Genomic DNA, 11827 nt, shown 5'->3' with positions numbered 1-11827 from the left:
GGGCCGGGCAGGTCGCCCGTGGCTCAGCCGAACCGGGCCGCGAGGCGGCGGTACACCGCCGGCAACAGTCCCCGTACGGCGACCGGCAGGCGCAGCCAACGGGGCACGTACACCTCGGCCCGGTCGTGGGCGATCGCGTCGGTGAGGGCGGCCGCGACCCGGTCCGGCGGCAGCGGGCGCGGACGGCGCCGCCGGTAGGGCTGGCCCCGGCGCGCGAAGAACGGGGTGTCCACGACCCCGGGGACCACTGTGCTCACCGCCACCTGGCGGCCGGCCAGCTCCATGCGCAGGCTCTGCGCGAACGCGTCCAGCCCGGCCTTGGTGGCCGCGTAGACCGCCTCCCCGTTCACCCCGAGCCGGCCGGCGATCGAGCCGACGAAGACCAGGTGACCGCCGCGGTGACACATCCCGGGCAGCAGCGCCCGGGTCAGCTCCATCGGCGCCCGCAGGTTCACCGCGAGCAGTTCGTCGGCGAGCGAGTCGGCCATCCCGTTGAACGGCCCGGCCCAGCCGACGCCGGCGTTGTTGATCAGAACGTCCACCCGCGTGTACCGGGCCAGGGCCCGCTCGGCCAGCTCCCGCCCGGCGTGCGGGCGACTCAGGTCGGTGACGAGGGTGGTGGCGCCGGTCTCCGCCGCGAGCCGGTCCAGTCGATCCGGGTCACGGCCGGCCGCCACCACCTGGCTCCCCGCGCCGGCGAGCCGGCGTACCACCGCCGCCCCGATCCCCGACGACGCGCCGGTGACCAGCACCACCGCACCGGTCAGGCGCATCGCGGCACTCCGGGCGGGACCGCCCGGTCGGTCCCGCCGCTCGTCGCCGTTCCGGGCGGCTCACCGACCAGGGGTGTCTCCCGCCGCCGGTGGTCCGCCCCGACCGGCACTCCGTCGTTCGCCGCGGCGTCGCCGGTCTGTCCGGGCGTCCGGGTGTCGTGCCCGGCGGCGGCGCGGATGCCGGTGTCGGTGTCGACGAGCAGCTCGGCGAGACCTGTCCGCAGGGCCGCGACGATGGCCTTCCCGATGTCGGCGAAGGCGGCGTTGAGGATCACTCCGACCTCGAAGCTGGCCCCGCTGCGCAGTACGGCGATGCCGATGTGCACGTCCTCGGCGAGGGCGACGACGGGAGCCGCGGCCAGCACCGGAGCATCGGCGAGCACGCGCATCGGGAAGGAGGTGGGCATGTAGGAGACGACCACGTTTAGGCGGCGGCTGGTGTAGAAGCGCCGCGCCAGTGCCGCGTGCGCCGGCGCGGGCAGGGCCCCCAACGCCCGCATCACCATCCCCGCCGCCTCCACCTCGCCGCTGCCCAGCGCGTGGCGCAACGTCCGGCGTACCGCGGCGACCCGGTCCTGCGGCGTCATCGGCCGCAACGGAAGGTCCAGGCTGACCGCGCCGGTCCAGTTGCCCTGGGTGGGTGCGCGGCGCCGCGCGTCGCGGGAGACGGCGAATATCACCCGCAGCAGTGGCGGCACCGGATCCGGGTGTGCCGACTTCAGCGCACCGGCGGCGAGCGCGAGCATGAGCTCGCTCGGATGGGCACGGCAGGCACGGGCGGCCCGCAGCACGTCGGCGGCGGGCAGGCTCACGCTGACCAGTTGTCGGCGCGACGTGTCGATCCGTTGGTTGAGCGGGGTTCGGGGCGTGGACCCGAGCGTGGCGAGTCGGGTCAGACCGCGGGCGATCCGCCCCAGCCGGCGGGCCGTCTCCCGGGCATGGGCGAGCCCGGCCGGCCTCTCCTCGGGCGTCATGGCCTGCGGCGGGGACGACGGTGCCCGCCGACGGGTACGGGCGGCCGGATTCTCGACCGTGTCGAGCAGCCGCCGCACCACGGCGATCACCGAGATGCCGTCGCCGAGGCTGTGGTGCAGTTTGACGGCGAGCCGGGTGCGATCGTCGGGCAGGCCGCTGATCAGCAGCAGGCGCCAGAGCGGCCGGTCGTGGGGCAACGGCTCGGACCAGAAGCGGTCGATGGCCGCGGTGCCGTCGTCGCCGGGTGGCACGTGGATCTCGTCGAGGTGCGCGGCCGGATCCACGAAACGTTCGACCACCCAGCCGGGGCGGCGCCACGGGCCACGGTCCACCGGGCGGCGGCGCAGCGTGGTGATCCCCGGCAACCGTTGGGTCATCAGCGCGGTCAGCTGCGCCCGCGTGACGGGTACGCCCTCGGAGCGTGGGCCCAGCTCCAGCACCGTCCCGATCTGCTGTGGTTCGGTGGGCGTCTGGACGTACAGGAAGAACGCGTCCTGCGCGCGCAGCGGCCAACTCGCCCGAGGTCCGCGTGCCACCCCACGGTCCCGACCGCGGACACCGCCGTCGTCCGGTCGGGGTACGTCATCCAGCGCGGCGCGGGCCGCGATGTCGCCGGCGGCCGGGGGCCCGACGGCCAGGTACTCCTCGCCGGCGCCGGGGACGAGCCGCCCCCCGGGCCCGTCCGCCGGACCGCGTGACCCGGCGAGCGCCGACAGGGCCAGGTCCGGCAGCTGCCCGTCGGCTGGGACCTCGACCGGATGTGGCGGCTGGTGCAACCGGGTGCGGACGCCCGCGACGAGGGTCTGCGGGGTGTGGGCGGTCTCGGCGAGCCCGGCGGCCGCCATCAGCGCGGCGTTGGCGGCGCCGTGTGCCGCTATCGGCCGGTACATCACGATCGGCGTCCCGGTGGCCAGCGCCTCGAGCGCGGTGGCGCCGCCGGCGTTGGTGACCAGCAGCCGGGCGGCCTGCAACAACGTCGGCATGTCGTCGACCCAGCGGCGCACCACCAGTCGCCCCGCGGGCACGTCCAGCGCCTCGAGCCGGGCGGCCAGCCGCTCGTTGCGCCCGCAGACCGCCACCACCTGGATCGGGTCGCCGACGCCGACCAGCGCCTGGATCGCCTCCTCCACGGCGCCGAAGCCGTACGACCCGCAGGCGACCAGGACGGCGGCTCGTTCCGGGTCGAGATCGCAGCGCCGTGCGGCCTCCACCCGGTCGCCGGGGCGGAACGAGTCGAGCACGGGTGGCGCGCAGACCCCCAGCGTGGCGCCCGTCGCGGCGGCCGCGGCGACCGGCATCGCGGCCCGATGCACCACGACGTTCAGGTCCAGGTTGGGGTAGACCCAGAAGGGGTGGGGTGCGAAGTCGGAGATCCACGCGCCCACCGGGACGCCGAGCCCGCGTCGGCGGCGCAGCCAGGCCAGGCCGGCGCTGCCCAGGGGGTACGTGGAGACGATCAGGTCCGGGTCGAAAGCATCGACGACCGGGGCCAACCGGCGTCCGGCCCACGAGCCGGTGAACCACTTGGCGGTGGCGGCGAACCAGTGGTGCCGCCACAACGAGGACCAGAAGAATTCGTACAGCCAGGGAGTGACTCCCACATTCGTCACGTAGGTGCGCCGGAAGCCGCGACCCACCCCGGGTCCCATGACGTCGAGGGTGTCCACCCAGCCGACCCGGCTGCCCGGCCAGATCGCCCGGATCCGCTCCTCCAGCGCGCGTCCCGTGGCGTCGTGCCCGCCGCCGATGTCGGCCGAGACGATCAGTACGCGCCGGGCGACCGGCTCGGCCGGCTCCGGCGCGGCCGGGGCGGTCACGGATCACCCGCCGGGGTCGCCATGCGATACCTGCCCGAAGACGGGTATGCGCAGATACCTTCGCCGGCCTGGACCGGCGCCGTCGACACCGGGATCGTGACATGGCTCTGGGCTTCATGCTGGCGATCATCGCCGCGTCGTGCAGTGCCACCGCCGCGATCGTCCAGTCGATCGGCGCCCGCCGGCTGGCCGCCACCCCGCACGTCGACCCGCGCCTGCTGCTCCGGCTGGTCCGCAACGGCCCGTACGCGGTGGGCCTGGTGCTCGACGGGGCTTCCTCCCTGCTGACCTTCACCGCGCTGCGGATCCTGCCGGTGTTCGCGGTGCAGGCGGTGGGCGCCGCCAACCTCGGCATGGTGGCGATCATCGCCATGTTCGTGCTGCGTCTGCGGCTGACCGTCCGGGACTGGCTGGCGATCACCGGCGTGATCGCCGGGCTGGTGCTGCTGGTGCTCTCCGCGATGGCCGGACCGCCGGGCACGGTTCCCGGCAGCGCCGGGTGGTGGCTGCTCGCCCTGGTGGTCGTACTGGCGATCGTGGCCTACCTGGGCAGCCCGAGAATGTGTGGTCCCGCGGTGCCCGGCCTGCTGGCCGGGCTCTCGTTCGGGTCGGCGGCGCTCGGCGCGCGCCTGCTCGCGCGGGTCGAGAGTGTCAACGACGTGGTCACCAACCCGGCCTCGTACGCCGTGGTGCTCGCCGGCCTGACCGGTGTGCTGCTGTATGCGACCGCGCTTCAGCGTGGCTCCGTGACGGTCGCCTCGGCGTCGTCGATCGTCGGGCAGACGGTGGCGCCGGCGGTGACCGGCTGGCTCCTGCTCGGTGACCGGGTCCGGCCCGGCTTCACGCCGGTGGCGATCCTGGCGTTCGTGCTCGCGGTCGCCGGCGCGGTCGCGTTGGCTCGCCACGCTCAGCCGCACCGGCACGGCGAGCCGGACGACTGCGGGCCGGAGCGGAGCGAGACGCCCGGTCGCTGACATGTCGGATGCTCCCAGCGGTACGCGGCGGAGAGGCGCGGCAGCACCCCATTGGAACAATCACCAGCTTAATCCGCATTTACATACTCTTAGTGCGAATGCTGGCACTGCGGGGGTAACCGCTCGGTGGGGGCGGGAGGTACACCGTTTATCTCCGACGGCGCCGGGAACCCGCGCCGGGTCACCGCCGGGCCCGGCCGCTGAAACCGGGCGTCGGCCCGGGTGGGCCCGGCCTCGATCGGTGACGACGGGACGTTGACGACCGCCGTAGGGGAGGCACACTTGACCGGCCCGGTTGGCGTGCGGTGAACGACACGGGGCAGATGCTGGCGGGCGTGCCCATCGCCCTGGCCGCCGCGGCGGCCTTCGGTGCCTCGGGCGTGCTGCAGTTCCGCGCGGGACGGCAGGTTCCGGAGGAACCGGCCGGGCGACCCAGCCTCCTGGTCCACCTGATCCGCCTGCCCAGCTGGCGCTGGTCGGTGGTGCTGGCCATCACGGCGTTCGCCCTCCAGGTGGCCGCCCTCAGCCTGATCCCGCTGATCCTGGTGCAGCCGCTGCTGGTGACCGGGCTCGTCTGGTACGTGCTGCTCTTCGCGGCGTTCGAACACGACCGGCCCGACCGCACGATCCTGCTCGAGTCCACCCTGTGCCTGTTCGGTCTCGCGGCCTTCCTCGTGATCGCCGAGCCCGGCCGTGGGCAGGGACGCGGCCTGGACTCGTTCTGGTCGGCGATACTGCTCGGCGCGGCCGTGGTGGCCGCGATCGGGCTCTGTCTGCTGGCCGCGGTGCGGCTCGAGCGGCGCTGGAGACCGATGCCCCTGGCCATCGCCGCAGGCATCTGCTACGGCGTCACCGCCGGCCTCGTCAGCAGCCTGGCGTTCCACCTGCAGGAGAGCCCGTGGCAGGTGTTCACCCAGTGGCAGGCGTACGCCGTCGCCGTGCTCGGCCCGTTCGGGGTGCTGCTCAGCCAGAACGCCTACCAGGCCGGACCGCTGGGCGCGCCGGCCCTGGCCGCGATCACCGTCACCGACCCGCTGGTGGCCATCCTCGTCGGGTTGATCTGGCTGGACGAGTCGATCCGGGGCAGCGTCCAGGCGGCCCTGGGGCAGGCGCTCGCGCTCGTCGTGGTGATCCTCGCGGTCGTCATGCTGGCCCGACGCGCACCACACGTGAAGGGTGGTTAGACGTCGGCGGGCGCGCCCGGCAGCACGCCGCGCGGGAGCAGAAGGCGCACCTGGCATCCTGAGGGCCGGCCGGTTCCGGGCCGGGGACAGCTTGACGACTGCTGACCTCGGGCCGCGAACCGGCGACCCTGCCGCTTCCCCCGGGGGCGTGGATCGCAGGGCCGACCCCGCCCGGCGGCTACCGTAAGGGCGGGTGATGCGGCTGTGCTCCCGGAGGACCTCTCGAAAGGTGTTCGCATCGTGACGGAGATGCCCGCGCCGGAAGGCCCGCCGGTACCGCGGATCGTGCAACTGCTGGCCTCGCCCGTGCACCGGTACGTCGGCCGACCCGCCGACGGCCCGGCTCCCGCCCCGGAGGGCGAACTCGTCGAAGAGGTCCACATCCGGGCCGGCCTGGGAATCGTGGGGGACCGGTACTTCGGCCGCCCTGCGCACCGGGAGGCGAGCGTGACGCTGACCGCGGAGGAGTCGCTGCCCCCCGGCGCCGATCTGCGGCAGGTCCGTCGCAACGTGCTCACCGCCGGCATCGCCGTGGACGATCTCGTCGGCGCGGTGCTGGTGCTGGATTCCGGCGCCGGCCCGGTCCGGCTGCGGGTCAACCGGCCGGCGAATCCCTGCGCGTGGATGGATGTGGCGATCGGCCCGGGCGCTTGGAAGGCGCTGCGCCGTCGGGGCGGCGTGCGGTGCACGCCGCTCACCGACGGCATCCTGCGGGTCGGCCCGGTCGACGTGGCGATCGAGGCGCCGCCCGATCAGCGCCCCTGAAGGCTCCGGACGTTGCCGCCGAAGGTCCACCCCTTGCTGCCGTCCCAGTTCAGCGACCAGGTCATCAGTCCCTTCAGGTCGCCGCCGTAGGTGTTCCAGGCCTGGGCCACCGAGGCGGGAGGCAGGTATCCGCCGCCCGCGCCCGGCTGGGCCGGCAGGCCGGGGACCTGCTTGTCGTACGGGACGCGGATGGTGGTGCCCTGCACGACCAGGCCGGTGGTCGAGGCAGTCGGTCTGCTCGGTGAAGCCCTCCACGGTGCCGGCCGGGTAGGAATCGCCGGTACAGCCGTACATGCTGCCGTTGTAGTACTGCATGTTCAGCCACCAGAGCCGCCCGTTGTCGGCGTACCGCTTGACGATCGGCTGGTACGCGCCCCAGATCGATCCGTAGACGACGCTGCCGCCGGTGACGTACGCGGTCTCCGGCGCCATCGTCAGGCCGAAGTCGGCCGGCATCTGGGCGGGCACCCCGTCGATGATGCGGATCAGGTTCGCCTGTGACGTGGAGAGTTGGTTGATGTCGCCGCTGCCGGTCAGCCCGGTCTCGATGTCGATGTCGATGCCGTCGAAGTTGTACCGCTCGAGGATCGGCACGATCGTGGCGACGAACCGGTCGGCGACGGTGCTGGAGCTGAGGTCGATGCCGGCGGTGGCGCCGCCGATCGACATCAAGATGGTCAGCCCGGCGTCCTTGGCCTGGCACATCTCGGCCGGCGTCGGCACCCGAACGGCGGCGTCCATGCCGTCCTCCCAGAGCACGGTGCCGTCCGGGCGGATCACCGGGAACGCCGCGTTGAGCACGTTGTAGCCGTGGGCGCGGATCCGGGAGTCGGTGATCGGGATCCAGCCCAGCGGCGGATGGACCCCGTTGGCCGCGCCGTCCCAGTTCTCCCAGTAGCCCTGGAGCACCTTGCCGGTGGGCTTGGACCGGACCGGGCAGGTGGCCGAATCCGGTGGGACGGTCGGGGTGGGGGTGGGCGTCGAGGTGGGGGGGGGAGGTGTGGGCGTCACGGTCGGCGACGGCGACGGGTCGCCGTCGCACGGGCCGAGGTCCGTCCAGAGTGCCGGGGTGGTGGCGGCCAGTCGCATGACATGCCTCCTCGTCTATTTGCCGGAGGCTATCAGTTAACTTTGTTAAGTATAAATGTGTCGCAGCCGGCCGCCGTCGGGGCATGCCTTTCGCCTGTTCAAGCGACCGAGGCCGAGAAGCCGGCCCGGCCGCAGTGGCGCCCGTCGCGTCGACGGCGGTCGCCCGCCGCTCGCCGGCCGCAGCCTGGGACACTGGCGAAATGCAGTTCACCGTGACCGACGTGCCCGAGCGTGACCGTTTCGAGGCGCGGGACGAGACCGGGGCGCTCGCCGGTCTCGTCACCTACCAGCTCACCGGCACGATCATCGCCTACACCCACACCGAGGTCGACCCGGCCTTCGAGGGACAGGGTGTCGGCGCGACACTCGCCCGGGCGGTGATGGACGACGCGCGCGCCCGCGGGCGCACCGTCGTGCCGATCTGCCCGTTCCTCGCGAAGTGGCTGACCCGGCACACCGAGTACGACGACATCGTGGTCCGGACCACCCGCAAGGTGAAGTAGCCCCTCCGGGCAGGGGCGACGCCGCCCGGGCCGCCCGGCTCCGGTCGACCACCGTCGATCAGGTCAGATAGCCGGCATGGACACAGACGTTCGACGCTACCTCGACGATCTGGTGGCGGTGGCCCGCACGGTGCTGGGCGAGAACCTGGTCGGCGCGTACGCCGCCGGCTCGGTCGGGCTCGACGCGTACCAGCCCGGCCGCAGTGACATCGACGTGGCGTTGCTCTGCGCCGACCCGTTGCCCGAGGCGGCCAAGCGTGCCCTGGTGGCCGGGCTGCGGCACGAGGCCCTGCCCTGCCCGGCACGCGGGCTGGAACTAGTCACGTACCGCCGGGCGGTCGCCGCGTCCGGCACCCCCGAGCCCGGGTTCGAGGTGGAGCTGAACACCGGGGCGCGGATGCCGTTCCGGGCCACGTACACCCCGACGGACCGACCGGTCGCGGACGGGCACTTCTGGTACGCGCTGGACCGCAGCATCCTGCACCAGCGCGGGTACCCGGTGCTCGGCCCGCCGGCGGCCGAGGTGTTCGCCGACGTGCGCCCCGCCGACCTGCGTCGCCTGCTGGTCGACGCGCTCACCTGGTGGCTGGCCCTGCCGACCCCGCCCGATGACGAACCGGCGGCCGGCGCCGAGGACGCGGTGCTCGGCGCCTGCCGGTCCCTCGTCCGCTTCCGGTACGGCCGGTGGCTGGCCAAGACCGACGCCGGACAGCGCCTGGTCGCCGAGGGCGACGAGGCCACACCGGTCATCGAACGCTCCATCGCGGCGCGGCGCGGCGGCCCGCCGCCGAGCGGCCCCCAGGCCCGCGCCTTCCAACAACGCGTCCTCGACGAGATCACCCGCGCAACCTGACCACACACCACCCCGGTTCCCGCCCGGCCCCCATCACCGGGACGGTGGCGGGACGTGGGGGTGGGGGTCTGGGTCAGGCGACGCGCGGGGCGGGCACGACGGGCAGCATGCCGCGATGCGCCGGCCAGGAGGCGTCGCCGTGCGGTCCCTGGTCGGGTGGCACGGTGGCGCCGGCCACCACGGGCGCTCTCGGATCGGTCCGATCCGCCGGGCCGGTATCGGTCGGCGCGTCAGTCGCGTCGATCGAGGCGATCCCGGCCAGCAGCGACAACAGTCTCGGGAGCTCACCTCGGGGCATCCGGAACGACGCCCGGCAGGCCCCGCCGCTCCACAGGGAGAGCACCACCGCCTCCCGCTCAGGGTGGTAGCTGACCCGCATCATCCGGTCCTCGCCCCGCGAGTCGGCGAACAGGTCACCGAGGCCGGGCATCGGCAATACCTCTCCCATGGCAACCAGAATGCAACACTCCGGTCACCGTGCGATAGATCAGAGACGGCGGAACGGTGCGGCGTACGCGAACTCGCCGCGGATCGACGGATCCCAACCGCTGAGCGTTCGCGCCATGAAGTAGCGGGGACCCCAGTCGGGCACCGGCGGGGTAACGCCGTGGTCGATCGCGGCCCGGAAACCGAAGCGTGGGTAGTAGCCGGGGTGACCGAGCAGCACCACGAGCCGCTCGTCGCACGCCTCCGCCGCACCGAGCACCGCGTGCATCAGCGCCGAGCCCACCCCACGGCGTTGCCACTGCGGCAGCACGCCGAGCGGTCCGAGCGCCAGTGCGACCGGCCGTCCGGCCACCCACCCGCGCGTGCACACCACGTGTCCCACGACCCGACCCTCCTGGTCGGTCGCCACCAGCGACAGGGCGGGCAGCCAGGCCGCATCGGCGCGCAGCGCGTCGACCAGGGTCGCCTCCACGGGCATGGTCTCCGGACCGTCCGGCTTGGCGAAGGCGGCGGCGTGAACCGCGCGGATGGCTTCGATGTCGGCGGCGGTCTCGCGTTTGACCAGCATCAGCCGACGATATGGACCGGGGCGGTCGAGCGCCGCCGAATTTCGTCGCCGGGGCCACCGCGAAAATCGCGTCAGTTCACCGTGGTCGGTGCCGCCGTGCCGCGCCTGCGGTCGGGGATCACCCCTGCTTCGGCATGATGTCCACCATCCACTGGATGCCGAAGCGGTCGACGCACATGCCGAACTCGTCGCCCCACATCTGCTTCTCCAGCGGCATCGCCACCGCGCCGCCCTCGCTGAGTCGCTCCCAGTAGCCGCGCAGCTCGTCGGCGTCGTCCCCGCTGAGGCTGATGCTGATGTTGTTTCCCGGCTGGTGTTCCATGCCGGGCGGGAGGTCCGACACCATCAGCGTGAAGCCACGGTCGGTGTCGAGCATGGCGTGCATGATCTGGTCCTCGGTGCCCGGCGCCGCGTCGCCGAACTCGCCGAACGTGCTCATGCGCAGCGAACCGCCGAACACCTGCCGGTAGAACTCGATGGCCTCGCGGGCGTTGCCGGGGAAGTTGAGATACGGGTTGAGCCGAGACGCCACAGCATCCTCCTTGGTCGCGACCTGCGTCATCGTCGCAGCTCACCGGGGCCGGGACAACGAGGCGCGGCGGCGTTTCGCAACCGGCGGGGAGCGGCCGGGCAGACCGTTCCCCGCCGGTTGCGACCGGACTCAGTGGTGCTTGAAGGACTGCCGGACCACTCCGCCGACGATGGCGCACCACGTGCTCACGTCCACCTTGCCGTTGCGCGGAAGCCCGTGTACGCCCTGCAGGTCCTGTACCGCCTTGCGGGTCGCGTAGTCGTACTCGCCGGTGACGGTGACCTCGGCGTACCCCTTGATGTTCAAGATGAACTGCACGGCGCTGACCGGCAGGCCGCTCGCGTCCTTGCCCAGCTCGGGGACCAGGGTCTCCCAGGTCTGCGGGGTGAGCGTGGCGTCGACGTCCACCGGGATGCCGTTGCGGTACTGCCAGTCCTGCACGGCGGCCACCGTCGCGGCGTCGAAGACGCTGTTGACCGGGACGGTGTAGCCGCGGTGGGCGAGCAGGTACTGCACCACCTGCACGGCGGGCGAGCCGACGAAGCGCCACAGGTCCGGCCAGCGGCGGGCCGGCACGTCGGCGAGGTCGGTGCCGAGTTCGGCGAACACCCGGCGCCGCAGCATGGGGAACTGCCGGTAGAACGCCGCGCCCGGGCACTGGGTGTTGCGGAAGTCCCAGTGGCCGAAGATGTCGTGTGCCTGCAGGCCGTACTGCCGGCAGATCGTGGCGCAGAGCTTGACCAGCGAGTCGAGCAGTGCCTGCGGCGGCGTCTCGGTGACGTACGTGCCCTCGTTCTCGATCCCGATGGCCCGTCCGTTCTCGCCCGGGCAGTGCGCGGCGATCATCTGCCGGTCGCCGGCCTGGAGGCGCTCCAGGCTTCCCGTCCGGCCTTCCAGCACGTAGCCGCCCCGGCTGACCGTGAAGTGCTGCCCGGTGTCGGACCACCCGTTGCCGTCCATGTGCAGGTCCTGGCAGTCCTTCGCCAGCTTGACGGCCTGCGCCTCCGAGAAGTCCGTGACGTTCGGGAAGGCCATGTGGTGCACGATGATCTTGTTGGTCGGGGTGGCGCTGACCGACAACGGGTCGGCCGGCGGGCGCGCACCCCACTCGGCACAGCTGATGATCCAGTCGAGGTCCGTGCTCGTTCCCGGGGCCGCCTGGGCTGCGGCGGGGAAGGCCAGCTCGCTCCCGACGACCGCGACCGTGGCGGCGCCGAGGCCGGCCCGCAGCAGCGTACGACGGTCCAGTTCGGAATGGTTGACGTGCATGAGAGCTCCTCTGCGGCCGGACCGGGGGTTGTGAAAAGTAGCGCCATCGGCCGCGCGTCATGTGGAGGATATTGCCGC

At 72.9% G+C, this 11827-nt stretch carries 12 protein-coding genes and 1 pseudogene; 5 read left to right on the top strand and 8 right to left on the bottom strand.

Annotation, left to right across the window (positions count from 1 at the left end):
- Window positions 1–23: 23 nt before the first annotated feature.
- Together ABZS42_RS07510 and ABZS42_RS07505 are read right to left on the bottom strand one after the other, a co-directional pair.
- Window positions 24–773 carry an SDR family NAD(P)-dependent oxidoreductase gene (locus ABZS42_RS07510; RefSeq protein ID WP_355143110.1) on the bottom strand — a complete coding sequence of 250 codons (750 nt, stop codon included), beginning with the start codon at window positions 771–773 and terminating at the stop codon, window positions 24–26.
- Complete coding sequence (locus tag ABZS42_RS07505) at window positions 764–3565, bottom strand: wax ester/triacylglycerol synthase domain-containing protein (RefSeq protein WP_355143109.1); 2802 nt, start codon at window positions 3563–3565, stop codon at window positions 764–766. The genes ABZS42_RS07510 and ABZS42_RS07505 overlap by 10 nt, the downstream gene beginning before the upstream one ends.
- Window positions 3566–3666: 101 nt before the next feature.
- Here ABZS42_RS07505 and ABZS42_RS07500 point away from each other — a divergent pair, with 101 nt between their 5' ends.
- The 3 genes from ABZS42_RS07500 (at window position 3667) to ABZS42_RS07490 (ending at window position 6488) form a co-directional block, all read left to right on the top strand.
- Window positions 3667–4539, top strand: coding sequence for a hypothetical protein (locus ABZS42_RS07500; RefSeq protein ID WP_355143108.1), 873 nt, complete (start codon window positions 3667–3669; stop codon window positions 4537–4539).
- 305 nt (window positions 4540–4844) lie between these two features.
- Window positions 4845–5723, top strand: coding sequence for a DMT family transporter (locus tag ABZS42_RS07495; RefSeq protein ID WP_355143107.1), 879 nt, complete (start codon window positions 4845–4847; stop codon window positions 5721–5723).
- Window positions 5724–5972: 249 nt separating this feature from the next.
- On the top strand, window positions 5973–6488 hold the full coding sequence (locus ABZS42_RS07490; RefSeq protein ID WP_355143221.1) for a molybdenum cofactor biosysynthesis protein: 516 nt from the start codon (window positions 5973–5975) through the stop codon (window positions 6486–6488).
- On the opposite strand, the gene ABZS42_RS07485 is transcribed toward ABZS42_RS07490, so the two are convergent.
- Together ABZS42_RS07485 and ABZS42_RS07480 are read right to left on the bottom strand one after the other, a co-directional pair.
- Window positions 6476–6694, bottom strand: a complete 219-nt coding sequence (locus ABZS42_RS07485) for a hypothetical protein (protein ID WP_355143106.1) — start codon at window positions 6692–6694, stop codon at window positions 6476–6478. The two genes, ABZS42_RS07490 and ABZS42_RS07485, sit on opposite strands and share 13 nt — an antisense overlap.
- Before the next feature lie 157 nt (window positions 6695–6851).
- Window positions 6852–7577 (bottom strand): annotated as a pseudogene (locus ABZS42_RS07480) (glycosyl hydrolase family 18 protein); the annotation flags it as partial.
- Window positions 7578–7777: 200 nt separating this feature from the next.
- Between ABZS42_RS07480 and ABZS42_RS07475 the strand changes: the two are divergent.
- A complete protein-coding gene (locus ABZS42_RS07475; RefSeq protein WP_355143105.1) occupies window positions 7778–8080 on the top strand; it encodes a GNAT family N-acetyltransferase in 303 nt (100 codons plus the stop codon).
- Between the two features lie 76 nt (window positions 8081–8156).
- The gene (locus ABZS42_RS07470) at window positions 8157–8933 is read left to right on the top strand and encodes a nucleotidyltransferase domain-containing protein (protein ID WP_355143104.1); all 777 of its coding nucleotides are present in this window, start codon (window positions 8157–8159) and stop codon (window positions 8931–8933) included.
- A gap of 73 nt (window positions 8934–9006) precedes the next feature.
- On the opposite strand, the gene ABZS42_RS07465 is transcribed toward ABZS42_RS07470, so the two are convergent.
- The 4 genes from ABZS42_RS07465 to ABZS42_RS07450 form a co-directional block, all read right to left on the bottom strand.
- The gene (locus ABZS42_RS07465) at window positions 9007–9381 is read right to left on the bottom strand and encodes a hypothetical protein (protein WP_355143103.1); all 375 of its coding nucleotides are present in this window, start codon (window positions 9379–9381) and stop codon (window positions 9007–9009) included.
- Window positions 9382–9420: 39 nt separating this feature from the next.
- Window positions 9421–9948, bottom strand: coding sequence for an N-acetyltransferase (locus ABZS42_RS07460; protein WP_355143102.1), 528 nt, complete (start codon window positions 9946–9948; stop codon window positions 9421–9423).
- A gap of 118 nt (window positions 9949–10066) precedes the next feature.
- Window positions 10067–10510, bottom strand: a complete 444-nt coding sequence (locus tag ABZS42_RS07455; RefSeq protein ID WP_355143101.1) for a VOC family protein — start codon at window positions 10508–10510, stop codon at window positions 10067–10069.
- A 99-nt stretch (window positions 10511–10609) separates the two neighbouring features.
- The gene (locus ABZS42_RS07450; protein WP_355143100.1) at window positions 10610–11749 is read right to left on the bottom strand and encodes an N-acetylmuramoyl-L-alanine amidase; all 1140 of its coding nucleotides are present in this window, start codon (window positions 11747–11749) and stop codon (window positions 10610–10612) included.
- Between the last annotated feature and the right edge of the window lie 78 nt (window positions 11750–11827).

The sequence above is a fragment of the Micromonospora sp. NPDC005367 genome, from assembly GCF_040606825.1.
GTDB lineage: Bacteria > Actinomycetota > Actinomycetes > Mycobacteriales > Micromonosporaceae > Micromonospora.
This window is presented reverse-complemented; position numbering and strand designations above follow the sequence as displayed.